At 39.2% G+C, this 16916-nt stretch carries 17 protein-coding genes and 1 tRNA gene; 7 read left to right on the forward strand and 11 right to left on the reverse strand.

The window, feature by feature from the left end:
- Positions 1–47 precede the first annotated feature (47 nt).
- Positions 48–1229 (forward strand): serine hydrolase domain-containing protein, encoded by a 1182-nt coding sequence (locus tag CH354_RS02625; protein WP_100726107.1) that lies wholly within the window; start codon positions 48–50, stop codon positions 1227–1229.
- 4 nt (positions 1230–1233) lie between these two features.
- Complete coding sequence (locus CH354_RS02630; RefSeq protein WP_100726106.1) at positions 1234–1545, forward strand: hypothetical protein; 312 nt, start codon at positions 1234–1236, stop codon at positions 1543–1545.
- Positions 1546–1548: 3 nt separating this feature from the next.
- Here CH354_RS02630 and CH354_RS02635 read toward each other — a convergent pair whose 3' ends face one another.
- The 3 genes from CH354_RS02635 to CH354_RS02645 are packed head-to-tail and all read right to left on the reverse strand — an operon-like array spanning position 1549 to position 4622.
- Positions 1549–2466 (reverse strand): energy transducer TonB, encoded by a 918-nt coding sequence (locus CH354_RS02635; RefSeq protein WP_100726105.1) that lies wholly within the window; start codon positions 2464–2466, stop codon positions 1549–1551.
- On the reverse strand, positions 2447–3451 hold the full coding sequence (gene ruvB / locus CH354_RS02640; RefSeq protein WP_207762655.1) for a Holliday junction branch migration DNA helicase RuvB: 1005 nt from the start codon (positions 3449–3451) through the stop codon (positions 2447–2449). The genes CH354_RS02635 and ruvB overlap by 20 nt, the downstream gene beginning before the upstream one ends.
- 22 nt (positions 3452–3473) lie before the next feature.
- The gene (locus tag CH354_RS02645) at positions 3474–4622 is read right to left on the reverse strand and encodes a trypsin-like peptidase domain-containing protein (RefSeq protein WP_207762650.1); all 1149 of its coding nucleotides are present in this window, start codon (positions 4620–4622) and stop codon (positions 3474–3476) included.
- A gap of 123 nt (positions 4623–4745) precedes the next feature.
- On the opposite strand from CH354_RS02645, the gene CH354_RS02650 reads away from it, so the two are divergent.
- Positions 4746–5303 (forward strand): DJ-1 family glyoxalase III, encoded by a 558-nt coding sequence (locus CH354_RS02650; protein ID WP_100715760.1) that lies wholly within the window; start codon positions 4746–4748, stop codon positions 5301–5303.
- Here the strand turns inward: CH354_RS02650 and CH354_RS02655 are convergent.
- From CH354_RS02655 to rpsT, 8 genes are all read right to left on the reverse strand, one after another.
- The gene (locus CH354_RS02655; protein ID WP_100715761.1) at positions 5300–5659 is read right to left on the reverse strand and encodes an STAS domain-containing protein; all 360 of its coding nucleotides are present in this window, start codon (positions 5657–5659) and stop codon (positions 5300–5302) included. The genes CH354_RS02650 and CH354_RS02655 overlap by 4 nt on opposite strands.
- A 44-nt stretch (positions 5660–5703) precedes the next feature.
- Positions 5704–7305 carry a carboxyl transferase domain-containing protein gene (locus CH354_RS02660; protein ID WP_100726104.1) on the reverse strand — a complete coding sequence of 534 codons (1602 nt, stop codon included), beginning with the start codon at positions 7303–7305 and terminating at the stop codon, positions 5704–5706.
- Position 7306: 1 nt separating this feature from the next.
- Positions 7307–8212, reverse strand: a complete 906-nt coding sequence (locus tag CH354_RS02665; protein WP_100726103.1) for an alpha/beta fold hydrolase — start codon at positions 8210–8212, stop codon at positions 7307–7309.
- 3 nt (positions 8213–8215) lie between these two features.
- Positions 8216–9247: a GlmU family protein gene (locus CH354_RS02670; protein WP_100715764.1), complete on the reverse strand. Its 1032-nt coding sequence runs from the start codon at positions 9245–9247 to the stop codon at positions 8216–8218.
- Positions 9248–9250: 3 nt separating this feature from the next.
- Positions 9251–11086 (reverse strand): glutamine--fructose-6-phosphate transaminase (isomerizing), encoded by a 1836-nt coding sequence (gene glmS, locus CH354_RS02675; RefSeq protein WP_100726102.1) that lies wholly within the window; start codon positions 11084–11086, stop codon positions 9251–9253.
- Positions 11071–12447, reverse strand: coding sequence for a phosphoglucosamine mutase (glmM, locus tag CH354_RS02680; protein WP_100726101.1), 1377 nt, complete (start codon positions 12445–12447; stop codon positions 11071–11073). The genes glmS and glmM overlap by 16 nt, the downstream gene beginning before the upstream one ends.
- A 105-nt stretch (positions 12448–12552) precedes the next feature.
- A tRNA-Val gene (locus CH354_RS02685) sits at positions 12553–12625 on the reverse strand.
- A 104-nt stretch (positions 12626–12729) separates the two neighbouring features.
- Positions 12730–13005, reverse strand: a complete 276-nt coding sequence (rpsT, locus tag CH354_RS02690; protein WP_100715767.1) for a 30S ribosomal protein S20 — start codon at positions 13003–13005, stop codon at positions 12730–12732.
- A 120-nt stretch (positions 13006–13125) separates the two neighbouring features.
- On the opposite strand from rpsT, the gene CH354_RS02695 reads away from it, so the two are divergent.
- From CH354_RS02695 to CH354_RS02710, 4 genes are read left to right on the forward strand one after another with little or no spacing between them, the layout of a single operon-like run.
- On the forward strand, positions 13126–13410 hold the full coding sequence (locus CH354_RS02695; protein WP_100715768.1) for a hypothetical protein: 285 nt from the start codon (positions 13126–13128) through the stop codon (positions 13408–13410).
- Positions 13407–14546, forward strand: coding sequence for an LIC_10450 family protein (locus tag CH354_RS02700; RefSeq protein WP_100726100.1), 1140 nt, complete (start codon positions 13407–13409; stop codon positions 14544–14546). Before CH354_RS02695 ends, CH354_RS02700 begins: the two co-directional genes overlap by 4 nt.
- Positions 14543–15337 (forward strand): hypothetical protein, encoded by a 795-nt coding sequence (locus CH354_RS02705; RefSeq protein ID WP_100715770.1) that lies wholly within the window; start codon positions 14543–14545, stop codon positions 15335–15337. Before CH354_RS02700 ends, CH354_RS02705 begins: the two co-directional genes overlap by 4 nt.
- A gap of 15 nt (positions 15338–15352) precedes the next feature.
- Positions 15353–16879: a thiolase family protein gene (locus CH354_RS02710; RefSeq protein ID WP_100726099.1), complete on the forward strand. Its 1527-nt coding sequence runs from the start codon at positions 15353–15355 to the stop codon at positions 16877–16879.
- Positions 16880–16916: the final 37 nt, after the last annotated feature.

Genomic DNA, 16916 nt, shown 5'->3' on the forward strand with positions numbered 1-16916 from the left:
AGTTTTATCTGCTTAGAATTCTCTTTCGAATGAACGTTAGGACTTCTATGAAACAAATTCTGATTCTATTCTTTGTTCTTTTTACAATCCAATGTAGTAAAGACCTTTCTCCCTTCGGTGGAGAAGTAAATGTATCTCCACTCCCCAAACGTATCAAACCTGAATGGCCAAATCCAAACTGGAAAATTGTCACTCCAGAATCAGTCGGTGTTTCTTCCGCAAAACTCAAATTAGTTGAAGAGTATGCATTTGCACGAACTGGTGATGAAAAAGATAGAAAAGGTAGAAGAACTGATGCAGTTGTCATTCTTCGTAATGGAAAACTCATTTATGAAAAATATGCACGTAATTTTAAGGAAGACAAACTTCACCTAACTTGGTCAGTTTCTAAAAGTATTTTACAAACAATGTATGGAATTGCAGTCAAAGATGGACTGATCAAATTAGATGACCCTGGTTATTATCATTATGAACCACTGAGTAGAGATGAAGCACACAAAAAGATCACCATTCGTCATCTATTGAATATGTCCTCAGGTCTCGCTGCTGAAGAAGGTTATGAAAGTGGTCCACTCAAATCTTCTGTGATTGCTATGTTGTATACAAGGGGCCGACAAGATATGGGGAATTTTTGTGCCAACCTGCCTCTTCGCGCAGAACCGGGAACACAAGTATATTACTCAAGTTGTGATACCAATATCCTTTCTGCGATTTTAAAGAAAGTCTATGGCAAAGAAGAATATGATAAACTTCCTTTTGAAAAAATATTCAAACCACTTGGTATTTCAAATGTAACGTTTGAGAGAGATGCTTCCGGAACATATGTAGGTTCTTCGTATCTTTATATGACAGCACGGGATCTCGCGAAAATTGGATATCTGTATTTAAACGATGGTGTTTGGAATGGAGAAAGATTTTTACCCGAAGGTTGGTTAACATTCACTAGGACACCGTCACCAGGTTATAAAACAACTCCCTATTCTGATGATTTATCGCAGGATAATTACACAGCACATTGGTATGCAAATACAGGAGTTCCTGATCGAGGTATCCATGAACCATGGCCAGATGCTCCTAAAGATACCTTCGCCGCTCTTGGTCATTGGGGACAAATGATGTATGTGATTCCGAGTTTAGACCTCGTTGTTGTTCGGTTTGGTGATGACCGCGAAAAAGCGTTTATCAAAAATGAATTTTTAAAATTGATCAAGGAATCAGTGATTCGGTAATCTTATGAAACGTAAAATTTCAATTTTCTTAGCTTTATTCTTTTTAATCGTTTTGTTTTGGTCACAATGGAATTGGAAACATCTATCGAGTTTTCCTTCTATCATTTCCAGTTTTTACTCAAAAGAATACTGTAGTTGTTACTTTGTGATGGAGTTATCAGAAGAACAGTGCCATGATTTCGCAAGGCAGTGGGTTCCCATCAGTGAATTCAAATTAGATAAAGAAAATCAATCTGTAACTGTAAAAGGTCTGGGTAGAACCAATACGGCAAAATTCCAATCCAAAGAATATGGTTGTACCTTACTGAATGAATAACCCTTATCGGTAATAACGCATTCCAGGGAAAATAAAATTGATGCCAAAGATTAAACCTTTGGCCTTCACTTCTTCTGGGACAGGGCCAAAGTTTTGACCTCGTATCGAATCCATACAGGCTTGGTCGACAACAACTTGTCCTTGAGAAGAAACCAGACGAACATCCAAAACTTGTCCTTGTTCACTTAACATAAACAATACTTTGGTTTCTCCTTCCTTAATTCCTTCTCTGGCAACAATTCCCGCCATATCGCGATATGCAAAATTCCCACCACCGGGAGGGGCAAAGGATTCTTCTATCCGCTTTAACATATTTTTGAAATAATAATAACCTGCTAATTGTTTGGTGGGAATTGTAAGAGCTTTTGCTCCATCCCAACGAAACAAGAAGTCTTGTTGGAAACGATAATTAAATGGAATTTTTGTCATTTGACCAGCGTTTGCAACTTGGTTTGGTCGTTCCTCTGAATTGGAATTGGTTTTTGGGTCTGCTTTAAAAATACCAAATTCAAACAGTTCATCTTCTTTGGATTCTTCTGATTTGGGTTGGGTTTTACTTGGAGTGGAAGTGGCACTTCCCATAATGAATTCTCGGAATTGTGTTAATGTATGGAACCCTTGTTTCTCAGTGATCCCTCCACCACCCGCCGAATCCTTGTTAGACAATGCTTTGTATTCATCTTTTTTATCTGGATTGATGAACTGTTGCTCCACTAATACTTCGTATATTTTTTCTTGTTCTTTTGGGCTTAGGTTTTCGGCAGTTTGTTCTTCTGCCCACATTTTCCACAACATATTCCTTGTGATGAGGTGAGCCAAAAAAAAGGAAGCAAGTAAGATCACAAACGTGAATGCAAAAAAGAGACGTTTTTCCCCTTCTTCTTTTTCGGGTAATCGGAAATCAAAAGAGAGTGGGGCCATTTTCACGATTTTCTCCCGTATTTCCAATATAAGGAAGTCCTAAATGTTCGTAAGCTTTTTTCGTAGCCACTCGACCTTGCGGAGTGCGGTCGATGAGACCCACTCGCACGAGAAAGGGTTCATAAGTATCTTCGATGGTTCTTTCTTCTTCCCCTAAGACAACAGCAATTGGTTTGATTCCGACAGGTCCACCTCCATAACGAGAAATGAGAATGTCGAGGATTTGCCTGTCCACGGCATCAAGTCCCAAATGGTCCACACCCATACGATCAAATGCATAACGACAAGTCTTCAAGCTAACGGATGTTTCATTGTTGACTTCTGCAAAATCTCGCACTCGTTTTAAGAGATGGTTCGCAATCCTTGGAGTTTTTCGACTGCGTTTTCCCACTTCCATCGCCACACCTTCTCCGAGGTTCACTCCGAGTAATTTTGCAGAACGATCGACGATGATTTGCATTTCTTCATCGGTATAAAAATCAAGTTTGAGGTGGATACCAAACCTTGATTTTAAAGGATCACTGACAAGCCCAGACCTTGTTGTGGCACCCACTAAGGTAAATGGTTGGAGTTGGATTTGTAAGGCATTGGCAGTGACACCTTCGCCCACAACCAAATCCACAAAAAAGTTCTCCATGGCAGGGTATAAAAGTTCTTCCTGTTTTTTGATAAAACCATGGATTTCATCGATGAAAAGGACTTCGTTTGTTTTGAGTAAGGTAAGAAACCGAACCAAATCAGCACCCTTTGAAATGGCAGGAGCCGAGGTGGGTGTGAAGGCAACAGCCAGTTCATTTGCGATGATATTGGCGAGGGTTGTTTTCCCAAGGCCCGGAGGACCCGAAATGAGAACATGGTCGAGTGGGCTCTTTCGTTTGCGAGCTGCCTCAACATAAACCGATAGATTGGCCAGAACCTCTTTTTGTCCAATGAACTCAGACAGTTTTGTGGGGCGAAGGTTTGGTTCCTCTTCGCCCGCTTGCATCCAATCTTCTCGTAAACTCACCTCAATTGGGTTTCTTCTCTGGAGTGATGGAAGTCAAGATTTCATTTTTATTTCGAATGATTTTTAATTCAATTCGTTTGCCGATCGGCGACGCCAAAACGAAACTCACCAACTCTTCTGGGGAGCGGACTGGTTTTCCATCAAAACTGATGATGACATCATGTAATGTGAGTCCTGCTTTATCCGCTGGGGATCCCTTTACAATTTGGCGGATGATGGCACCTTTATTGTCTTTTAATTGGAATTGGCGGATGTCTTCATCTCCAATATTGTCAACACCTGCTCCAATCCAAGCTCTGGTGACCTTTCCATTGGTTTTGATTTCCTCTGCCACACGTCGCGCTTCATTGATGGGAATCGCAAATCCAATTCCTTCTGATCCGCCAGATTGGCTCACAATCATACGATTGATCCCCACAACTTCTCCACGGATATTGAGGAGTGGACCTCCACTATTCCCTTGGTTGATCGCAGCATCCGTTTGGATGTAGGAAAGTCCAGAAGTATCAAGTCCTCCGCGTTGGATGGCAGATACCACACCCACAGTAAAGGATTGTTCGAGTCCAAGTGGCGCACCTATGGCTATCGCCCAGTTCCCCACTTTCACTTTGCTGGAATCGCCAATTAGACTGGGAGTGAGACTTCCTTTTGGTGCACTGATTTTTAAAATCGCAATGTCAGCTGTAGAATCGGAACCAATCAATTTTGCTTCGAATTCTTTTTTGTTTTTTAACCTAACAGTGAATTTATCCATGTTTTGGATCACATGGTGGTTTGTCATAATGTATCCGTCTTCGTTTAACACAATGCCAGAACCAAGGCCTGAAAGTTTTTGTTGGCGTGAACTCCTTCTTGGATCTTGTCTGCCAAAAAAATATTCAAACGGATGGAGTGGAACATTCACAGTTCCTTCCGTTGCAATGGAAACAACACTCGGAGAAACTCGATCAAACACTTCTTGGAATGCATCTTCTAATGCAACTGCTTGGGTTTGAGCTGGTGATAATTTTTCTCCACCATCTGCTTTGAGTTGTAACGGGTTCTCGTTTGAATTGCCACACGTTAAGATGGGAGACAAAAATGTCCCCAGTAATAAAAAGCTAAACGCGATGGCGATATATCGTAAAGGATTCGTTTTTTTCTCAGTCATAGACAATGAACACTCTCTCCTATTCTATCAGACCCCAGAAATGGGGGGAAAGTTCCCATTTCTTGGAATCGTTTTTTCATAAAAAAACTTGAACATTTTGTAACAAGCCAAACTAGTCATTGTATGGCAACTCAGGTTTTAATTCCTCTCTGTTCTGGTTTTGAAGAAATGGAAGCAATCATTTTGATTGATGTCCTACGTCGAGGAAATGTAAACGTTGTCTCCATTAGTAAATCAAAAGAGCCAGTGGTTGCATCACGACATACGATTCACTTGGCAGACAAAACATTTTCAGAAATCAATCCAAAAGATTTTGATGCCATCGTTCTACCGGGAGGTCTTAACGGCACAAAGAACCTTATGGCCGAACCTGAAATCGAATCTCTATTACAATCCTTCCACCAATCGAAAAAAACAATTGGTGCCATCTGTGCAGCACCTGCCGTTTTAAGAAAATTTCAAATTCTGTCGGGAGAAAATCCATACACATCTTTTCCCTCAACTGAGGATTTGGTGGTGGGAGCAGGTGGAAAGTATACGGGCAAACGAATTGAATCCTATCACCACATCCATACGAGTGTAGGGCCAGGTTCTGCTTTTGAATTTGCTTTGTATCTTTTAGAATTATTCGAAGGGAAAGAGGTGATGGAAAAGGTAAAACAAGGTTTGTTATTACCCTAGTCCGTATGCGTGTTACGTTCCTTGATCATGGAAGTGACTGCCATTTCTTCTGTTTCAAATACTTCCAAGTGACTTTCCATTCCAGTCATCTTAAAAACTTTTGCAACGGATCCATGAACACTACAAACTTTTAAATTGCCATGGTATTTTTTTAATTTGTACATAGCGGTTACGAGTGTTCCAATTCCAGAACTATCCATAAAGGGGACCTTTTCCAAATTCACAACAATCTCGTATTGGTGTTTGCGCATTTTGTCATCTAGAATGTCTTTTAATTCTTTTGCATTGTACAAATCGACTTCACCTTCAATGGTGATGACAACTACCTGATTGGAAGACGTTTCGTGAATGACCATTTGATGTACGTTGGCTCCTTAAAAAGAAATGAAAAGGAAAAAAATTACATTCTAAAGACACCGAATGGTTTTCTTTCTTCTTTTCTTCTACTGAGGACGGACAATGCCCTTCCCAAAATTTTGCGAGTGTCTGCAGGGTCGATGATTCCATCATCCCATAACCTTGCTGAACTGTATACCGCAGAGGATTTTTTTTCATAATCATCTAAAATTGGTTTTTTGAAGGTGGATTCTTCTTCTGGAAGGATGGTTTCACCCGCTGCTTCTTTTTGGTCTTTTTTAACAGTCCATAAAACGTTGGCCGCTTGTTCACCACCCATCACAGAAATACGTGCATTGGGCCACATCCATAAAAATTCAGGAGCAAAGGCACGACCACACATTCCGTAATTCCCTGCACCATACGAACCACCTGTAACAATCGTTAACTTGGGAACTGTTGTTGTTGAAACAGCATTGACCATCTTTGCACCATCACGCGCAATCCCATTGTTTTCATATTTTTTTCCTACCATAAAACCAGTAATGTTTTGGAGGAATAATAATGGGATCCTTCGTTGGTCACAAAGTTCAATGAAATGAGATGCTTTCAGTGCAGATTCAGAAAATAATACTCCATGATTGGCAATGATTCCAACTGGGTATCCATAAATTTCAGCAAACCCTGTTACGATAGTGGTTGCATATAGTTTTTTAAATTCATGAAACCGTGAACCATCCACCAAACGAGCAATGATTTCTCTTGGATCATATGATTTCCTAGAATCACGTTCTATGATCCCATAAATTTCTTCAGAAGGGTATAGTGGCTCTTCTGTTTCTTTCGATTCGGTTAGAGTTTTTGCATTTAAATTTTTAATGATGGATCGAGTAATTTCTAATGCATGATAATCATCCTCTGCATAATGATCGGTCACACCCGATATACGGCAATGAACATCAGCACCACCTAATTCTTCTCCCGTCACTACTTCACCAGTTGCTGCTTTCACAAGTGGAGGACCACCCAAAAAAATAGTCCCATTCCCTTTTACAATGACAGACTCGTCTGACATTGCAGGAATATAAGCACCACCAGCCGTACATGAACCCATAACAACTGCTATCTGGGATATACCTTTCGCACTCATTCTCGCTTGGTTAAAAAATATTTTTCCAAAATGATCTTTGTCGGGGAACACTTCATCCTGCATTGGCAAAAATGCACCACCAGAATCTACTAAGTAAATACATGGCAAGGAATTGTTTTCTGCGATCTCTTGTGCTCTTACATGTTTTTTGACTGTTAAGGGATAATATGTTCCCCCTTTGACGGTTGCATCATTGGCAACAATCATACAATCTACACCTTCTACTTTTCCAATTCCTGTGATAATTCCAGCAGATGGAACTGGATCGGGGTAAACACCTTCTGCGGCAAGGCCACAAATTTCCATAAACTCAGTATCTGCATCGATCAATTCATTAATTCGTTCACGAGCAGTGAGTTTACCTCTTGATTTATGTTTCTCAAGGGCTTTTTTACCACCACCTAACTTCACTTGTTCGATAATTTTTCGTATTGGTACGAGGGATTCTAAATAAGTAGTTCGATTTGATATAAAATCAGACGAAAGGGGATTAATTTTTGAGATCAGTCTTTCCATATTAGTCCTTATTGTTTTTGTTAAAATGGAATGTTTTGGTTTTTTTATGAGAAAAACTATCTACAAAGTAATGAAGTTTTTCAAAAACTACTGTCGGGCATTCTTCCATAGCTAGATGTTTACAAGGCAAAAACACTAAACTACTGGTTCTTAGAGTTTCTTTCATGTATTCTGTTTGGTTTGGAGAAATACGAAAATCTTCTTCCCCAATGTAAATTTGCCGTAATCCAACAAATTGTTTAGCACCTTCTTCAATCTCACGAAGAGCGTGAGTGGACCTGTCTACATTCCGAATGAATTCTAGTGTGTTTTTGCGGTTTTTTCCTTCGAATAACAAGTGATACATGGTTTTCTCCCATTCACTTGTGAAATGATGGCTTTTTTTTACGAGAAACCATTTATAAAAAAATCGAAGTAGAGGTGGGCGAAACAAAAAAGAAAAAATTTCACCAATGATTGGTAATCGTAGAAAATGTAAGGGAAAATAAAATTTAAATTTAGGTAAGTTCATAAACCCACCCAAAATGGATAATGACTTATACTGGTTTGTCTGATCTTTAAATGCAAAACACATAATTGGCAATGCATAATCAAAAGCAACAACATGGACCTTTTTATCACCCACAACTTTTTCTAAAAAAGGAGATAAATAATGAGCTTGTAATCGATGTGACAATGGACCATCAGGGCGACTACTAAATCCAGTTCCTAAAAAATCCAAAGCTAAAACTCGGTAATGAGTTGATAACAATTCGATCAGTTTACGATAGTTATAGGAAGTGGTCAAAAAACCAGGCAATAGAAGAATGATTTCATCCCCTTTTCCTTCATCTAAATAAAAAAAACTTAAACCATCAATCTCAACAGATTTTCCGGAATTGATATGTGACTGTAAACTAGGTGTCATGTTTCACTCCGTACATTTTCCATATAGTTTTCTCAGATAAAAATCTTCGAAATCAAATAAATTGATACTTCTTCGAGCCATTATTTTTTTTGTATCGAATAAAAACTCTTCAAGACGATAACGACCACCTGGTTTGATCCAAGTAAACGGAGGAACATACCCCTGGATCCTTGATTCAACGATATTACTAGCAACATCGAAAACTGTTCCTGTGTTAGACATCACCCCAATCGCTAACTTCGTAAATGGACCAATGATAGAACCAAATTTGATAGTTCCAGTGTTAACAACCGAATCACCTATCTTTAGTTTTACGATCCCATAATTATTCTTTAAGTCACTTGTTGTTGATAAGGCTCCTAAGTTGACCCAGTTCGAAACAAAACTATGACCCAAAAAACCTTCATGGTGTTTGTTGGTATAATCCAAAATAATAGAATTTTCCACTTCCCCACCAATACGACATTGGTTCCCGACGAGAGTTCCTCCAGTGATTCGTGCATTGTCAATCTGGCTATTTTTGCCAACATACAATGGTCCTTCTAAAAAACTAAAAGAGGAAATTTTGACTCCATCTTCGATGAGAATTGGCCCATGCGTTGTATCAAAAACAACTCCAGGATAAACGGTGGCACCTGCATGGATGTATAAATGTTTGTCTTTTCCTACAATATGAAATCCAGATTGTTTTGCTTTGTATTTTTGCCTGAATCGTTTCCATTCCTTTTCGATTGTAAGTGTATCTTCGATGATAGATGTGACTGTTCCAAGTAGTTCCCAAGGCAAAAAAGAATCTGCGCTGTAAATAGAATCATACGAATCTAAGTTAGCTGGTATAACATGAGGATAACGATTAAAAATTAAAGTTTCAAAATCTTCGTTGGGCCCTTTATAATAAATTTTGGCACCAGGGTATTTTCTTTCTAACTTTTCAAGAAGTGTCATACCTCCCAAATTCCATTCAAAAAAGGAATGGAACCTGGAAAGTGGTTCTAGTGAAGGATTGCGTTTGGAATCATCTAACAGGAGATTCACAGTTTACTCCACAGTTACAGATTTTGCTAAATTCCTAGGTTGGTCCACATTACATCCCCTAAGGATTGCTATGTGGTAAGATAATAGTTGTAATGGAATTACTGCAAGCAATGGAACTAATGCATCCGCAGTTTTCGGAATTTCGAAAGTAAAATCTGCCATTCCTTTGATTTCTGTATCACCTTCCGTAACAACTGCAATGACTTTTCCTTTTCTTGCTTTTACTTCTTGGATATTGGAGATCACTTTTTCATAAGAGCTATCTTTAGTGGCAATGAAAACGACAGGCATATCCTCATCAATCAGTGCAATTGGGCCATGTTTCATTTCTGCTGCAGGATACCCTTCCGCATGGATATAAGAAATTTCTTTCAACTTTAAAGCACCTTCCAAAGCAACTGGGAAGTTAAATCCACGTCCCAAATAAAGAAAGTTAGATGCTCTGTAAAAATGTTCAGAAATACTTCGTATCTCTTCGTCTTTGGTTAAAATTTTGGCTACTTTATCAGGGATGGAATCAAGCTCTAATAAAAGGGTTTGGTAATCAGACAAAGAAATTGAACCTTTTTTTAATCCTAAATACAAAGCCATCATTGTTAGGATCGAAACTTGAGATGTAAATGCTTTGGTGGAAGCAACACCGATTTCAGGACCTGCATGTAAATAAGCACCTGCGTGTGATGCCCTTGCAATCGATGAACCAACAACATTACAAACACCGAAGATCAGAGCACCTCTTGATTTGGCTAGTTCAATCGCTGCAAGTGTATCTGCTGTTTCTCCAGACTGAGATACAGCAATCACTACATCTCTTTCTGTTACAATTGGATTTCTATAACGAAACTCTGATGCATATTCTACTTCTGTTGGAATCCGTGCTAGGTCTTCAAATAGATATTCTCCAATGAGCCCTGCATGCCAAGATGTTCCACAACCAACCAATATCAATCGATCCGCATTTAAAAATCGATTTAAGTATTGGTCAATTCCACTTAAGAACAAATGGTGTTCGCGAGAAACCAATCGCCCGCGCATTGCATCTTTGATTGATTTTGGTTGTTCAAAAATTTCTTTGAGCATGAAGTGAGGGTATCCACCCTTTTCAATGTCTTCTAAATCTAATTCTAATTTTTGAATGAAAGGAGTTTTAGTTACGTTTTCTAAGTTTTTAACAACTAAACTTCCATCTTTAATGATGGCCATTTCTTGGTCGTTGAGATAAGTAACATTGTTTGTGTATTCAATGATGGGAGTTGCATCGGAAGCTACAAAGTATTCATCTTCTCCGATACCAATGACCAAGGGTGATCCTTTTCTTGCCGCAATCATACTCCTTTCATTGTCTTTGGAAAGTACAACAATTGCATAGGCACCAACAACTTCATTTAAAGCCAGACGAACTGCTTCCTCGATGCTACATTGGTTTTGTTTTTTGATTTCTTCGATTAGATGGATGAGGACTTCAGAATCAGTATCGGATTTAAAAATGTGACCGTTACTTTCGAGTTCCTTTTTGATTGATCCATAATTTTCAATTATCCCATTATGAATGATGGCCAACTTACCATCTGAACTCGTATGTGGATGCGCATTACGATCATTAGGTTCCCCATGTGTCGCCCAACGAGTGTGTCCAATTCCGAGGCTTGCTTCTAATTTTCGATTCCCGATTTCAGTTTCTAAGTCGGCAACCTTTCCTTTTTTTTTGACGATTTCTAATCCGCCATTTAAAAGAGCAACTCCGGCACTATCATAACCTCTGTACTCTAATCGTTTAAGACCTTTGATGATGACAGGTAATGCCTGTCTTTTTCCTAAATAACCTACGATTCCACACATTGTTTTACCCTCTTTAAGGTATATTCCAAATCGGACTTGGATTTTGTTTCTGTTATCACTCGAAAGATTGGTTCCGTATTGGAAGGTCGGATATGGATCCAAGAATCGGAAACATACATCCACAATCCATCTTTATCGGAAATGAGTTTGGGAGAAAACTCAGATTGAAATTTTTCATATAAAGTTTCTAAAGACATTCCCTTTGCCAATGGGAAGGACTGTTTGTCCATATATAAATTCGGCAACTCGTCCATAAGTGCATCAATGGACTTCCCAGTTTCTGCCATAATGTTTAGGATATGAGCAATTCCAGATAATGTATCTCGACCAAATGATGGAATATTCGGATCAATGATTCCACCATTCCCTTCTCCACCAAACACTGCTTTGGTTTTAATCATTTCTTCTACAACATTGGCTTCGCCTACTTTACTTCGGATCACTTCCGCGCCGAACCGAGAGCTTACTTCTTCATTTAAAAAAGAAGTCGAAAGATTTACCACTACCTTTGATTTCTTTTTGTTTGATGAGAGAACATTCATAAGGGCAAGAGGTAGAGTGTATTCTTCGGAAATAGCTCCTCGTTTTGGAGTGAATAAAACCAATCTGTCAGCATCTGGATCGAGAGCAAAACCAATATCTGCTTTGGATTTTTTGAAACTTGGTTCGACTGTTTTTAATGCTGCCGCTGTAGGCTCTGGAGGGCGAGGAAAAGTTCCATCTGGTTTACAATTATGTGAGATGACTTTACAACCTAACATTTGTAAAAATTTGGGAACTACATAAGACCCTGCCCCTCCCACTGCATCCACAAATACTGTGAACTTTTTCTTTTTGATTTTGTTTACATTCACTCGCTTTAGTACAGAGGATAAATGTAAGTCGATATAATCTTCACCAGAATCAATAGTACCTTTTGGAGAAATTTGTTCTTTGGTATAACTTCCTGATTGCAGGATCGAAAGTAATTTTTGATTTTCTTCTGCTGAAAAGAAAAACCCTTTTTTGGAAATAAATTTAAAGGCATTCCATTCCATTGGATTGTGAGAAGCAGAAATCATGATCCCACCATTTGCTTTTGCTAAATTGACAACAGCTTTGGTTGTGGGTGTAGGAACAAGACCTAAGGTTAATACAGAACTTCCAGAAGCTAACAAAGCAGAGGTGAGAAGAGATTCTAAATAAGGGCCACTTGGTCGTGAGTCCCTTCCAATCACTACAGTTCCACCATTCATGATGGTTGCAAAGGATTTTGAAAAAGCGAGTGCTTCCTCCAATCCAAAACCTTGTCCAATTTTTCCCCGAACACCGGAGATCGAAATCATAAGGGAGGACAGATCATACTCTTTTGTAAAACGCATACAATACTATCAAGGCTCGTGGATTCGCACTGTAAGTCTATCTTTTTGCTTTGTCAGATGTGTCTGTGGTGTGGAAATAAAAAGTAGAGTGTGAGGTAAACGGTTTGGGCGATGACAGGATTGAACTGCCGACCCGCTGCTTGTAAGGCAGCTGCTCTCCCAGCTGAGCTAATCGCCCGTTGTTATGACCAGTAAACTAGGTATTCGAATTCTGTAAATGAGAAATAGAAATAAAAAAGGCCACACGGTGGTGGCCTCATTCCAAGGTGCTAAGAGCGAATGTTAGGCGGCTTTTGCCTCAATTGAATTGATGCGAAGTGCCATACGAGATTTTTTACGATCTGCATTTTTCTTATGGATGAGTTTTGTTTTCGCTGCACGGTCCAATTTGGAAGAAAGTTTTGAAAAAACAGACAATGCTTCCGTTTTGTCGCCAGATTTAATGGCTTTGATGAGAAGGCGTGCGTAAGTGCGTAATTCACTACGGTCTTCCCCATTTCGCTCTTTTCTACGAGCGGTTCTACGGATGTCTTTTTTAGATGATTTTAAATTAGCCAAGGAATGTCCCCTATGAGGAATTTTTACTTATCTTTTGAGTACCACTCTGACGGTCAAGGCGAAAGAGAAAAAAATGAGAACCAAATCCCCAGATTCGAACCTCCCTCCTAAGAGGGTTGTATGTTTTCTGCACTGATCTGGATTGATTCCGAACTCTACAAGATATTGAAAGAACGCCACTTAGACCTTGGCCTTGTCATAAAAATGGCTATCTTATCCTTAAAGTTAGAGGGTTTGGAACCTGGGGTCTTTCCGAGAGGTGAGATGGGGCATTATGAGAGGTTGGAATTATCTCGGTATGATTTTTTTACATTAAGTATGATTTCTAGGGAGAAGGAAGTTGACCCGAACGTGTTACTCTCATATGCTTTCACAGAAGCTTTGTTGGAAATTTTACGATTGTGACTCCTGAAAAATCAAAATATCATTATATAAAAATTGATTCGATTTCAGATATCGATCCACTTAAATTATCCATTTCACAAATCCAACAACGTTATATTGACAAAGATAACAATCGTTATGCTCTGAGATTCAACAAAGAAATCCGTAGGATTGAGATCTTAAAATTAGTTGGGAATCATTTTGAACTTGTCCCTCACCACCAATCAACAAATCCCAAAGGAGAAGGTACTCCAAACGAGACAAAATCTGGTAACCAAACTCCACCTCCCCCACCCATCATATCAGAGGACCTAAGGGCAAATCCAATTTTAGGGAAATTAATTTCCACACCAGACCCAAAACCAACCACACCTGAAAAAACATCCAAACCAATTGAGATTTCCAAAGAAAAACTTTCTCCGGTCGTTGAAGAAAACCTGATGCGTGAGGATGTGGATTTGGATATCTTTGATGGGGAAGAACCTCCTAAACCAGAAGAAACTCTCTCTCACGAAGGCCTCTTAAATACACCCGAACCTCCTAAACCTGAGGAAGAGATTGACCACACTCAAATCAATGCAAACACCAGACTCGAAGAAGGGTCAGGGGAAAAAACAGCGCAACAACGTATTGATGATTTTTTAAAAATCATCGCAACTTACAGAGAAAGAATCACTGCCATCATTCGTAACTTACAATCCTCTCGTATTTTTGAGCTCACCGGGGATCCTTCCGAAAATAAAAATATTGTAGGGAATTTTTCCAGAGAAATGGAAGCAACGGTTTTTGAAGCCATCGATAAAATGATCGATTTGCATAAAGAAATGACCTCTTATCCTCGTCCAATTACCTATTACATTTCCAAAGCACCTGTGGAAAAACGGGAAGAGATGAAGTTAATCGAATCGGATAAAGAAAAATTAAACAACCTTCACTTGTTTGAAATGCAAAGGCATACAGATGCGATCATCAAAGATCTTAAAAAATTGAGTTTGCAGTTATTGAATATATTGAATCTCAAAAATGAAATTCAAGTCAAACAATTACAATATGCAAACCAATTGATGTTTGTGGATGCAAAGAACGCGTCTCTTTATTTTGCACAGGATTTGGACAAAACCATTTTGGAAATTGAACACTGGAAACAATCGAAATGAAAGAACTGTCAGAAGCAGAAACAAAAGCCATATTAGAAAAAATACGATCAGAATATAGAGAACATGGAAAACTCAATCCCAAAGCATTTGACCAAACTGGGTTTGAACAACGATACTTACAAGTATTGAAACTTCGTGGAAACATTTCAAAATTTCTCACAGAAGAAGTTACCTTTTTAGAACAACTTAAATCAAAATTCCAAGAACTTGCTGCTAAAAAAGAAGCTGCAAAAGCCCAGACACTTAACCGCATTATGGATGAGTCGATTGAGAAATTGGCCAATTATAAAAAGGTAGACTTCCATCCTTTGGCAAAAGTAGAAACTCGTTATTTTTACGGTGCTATGTTGGATTTTACAGAAATCGAACTACCTGTCCTTGTTTATATCTTTAAGGGAACTCCAGAATATACACATTTACAAGATGCTGTTTTACAAGTGGAACGAATTGGACTTACACGCCGAGGACTTCCATCCATGAAAATGCAAGAGTTCATGAAGACCTTGTTAGATGCGAATGGAAATGCGATCGTTATCGAAAAAGCATCCCAAAATCTATTAAAAGACGGATGTATCGCACTTAAGAATATCATTGTGGCTGTGCAAGATCTGACTGCCAAAAACAGAATCAATCCAGATATGATCGTCCAAGTGAATGAAAAAGAATACCCAAATTCTTTTAATGCATACAACGGCAAAAAGTTTGGAGAAAGTTTGAACCGTATCACTGAACGATGCAAACAAATCATACAAGATTTTCGAATGAATGCGTTGATGAATATTGAAGGATGATTCAAATGTGGCTTCATGGACCCTATTTTACTTGGTGTCAGCGACACAATTGAATCAGAATTTGATGCGGAAGTTTATAAAAACCTAACCCCCCTCGAGAAATACCATTCTTTACTTTTTAACTCAGTAGACAAACTGTTTGGATTCTTAGGAACCGACAGAGAAAAACTCAAACCCTATCTGACTGATTTTGTTTCTGTTGAAGCGCAGTCTCTCGGCAGGGAAGGGTATGGGTTTACCATCAAAGATGCCAATGATATGGGATTTGGTGGCCTTGCTTGCCATACGGTTGACCTTGGTGGTGCCAGTGTGGGAGGTGCGCTCCAACAGGCCCATACCATTGTGAAAGCCAATCCTTATGCTGTGGTTCTAGTCGCAGCTGCTGATATTCCAAAGTCCGTTTTCAAACAAGTATCCGACCTCAAACGTCTGACAGCAACCGTTTGTCATAAGGATTGGGAAATGCCGTATGGTGCCACACTCATTGGTCTCTATTCACTGTTATGTGAACGAATGATGTTTGATACTGGTGTGACAAGTGAAGACTTGGAAGAAATTACCAAACACTTTCGCACGTTAGCAGAAACCAATCCTCGTGCCTTCCAATACCAAAAACCATTGGTGGAAAAACAACTAAAGAAACCACTTTCGGGTGTTTATAGCACACCTATGATCGCCATCGTCACTGACCATGGATTCGCAACCCTCATTACTTCCGAGGCCATGAAACAGAAGTTAATCGACAATAAAGTGATAAAGGCCGATGCCAAACACATCTTTGTGATTGGATCGGGTCACAGTGCCCATGCGGAATACCTCATCCAAAAAAAGGATTTAAAAAGCCCAGCGGGCCTTGCTTGTGAGAGAGCTGTTGCTTCGGGTGGCATAAGTCGCTCTGAAATTGAATATGCGTGGATATATGATTGTTTTACAGGGATGATCATCCATGAGGCCTCTTTGTATTTTGGAGTTTCACCCAAAGAAACAGCCACAGCACTCCGCAAAGGAAAGATCTTCAATGGATCAAAAGAGATCCCTATCAATTTAAGTGGCGGGATATTGAATTACCAAGCGGCGATGGCGATCTCAGGCGCAACAGGACTTGTAGACATTGCCAGTCAATATGGACTTGCCGTAGATCCCATTCCTTATGTATTGAGCGAACCACCTAAGGTAAGTTTACTGGGAGGAAACGGTGGAATCGATAGCATCAACTCAGTGATCCTTTTTTCCAAAGACAAAATGGAGAAAACACCAAAAGAACCAATGCATTTAAAACCATTGGAAGTCAATGTTCCAAGTCCCAAGGAAAAGGAACAAGCGACGATTCTTTCTGCGACGACGATTTACTTCAATCCTGGAGGAGAAAAAAAACCACCGTATCTCATTGTTTGTTCTACCAAAGAGAATGGAGAAATGGTTCTCACCAATCTTTTTGACAAAGAAGGAAAAGAGATCGTATCCAAAGAGGGATTAGAACTTGGCAAAACCAAAGTAGAATTCCAAAGGATCGATGGAAAAATCCAGGCGGTAGTGGTGTAAATTTAAGAAAACATTCTAGTTAGGTTTTCTGATTGTA

This window comes from Leptospira levettii, assembly GCF_002812085.1.
Lineage (GTDB): Bacteria > Spirochaetota > Leptospiria > Leptospirales > Leptospiraceae > Leptospira_A > Leptospira_A levettii.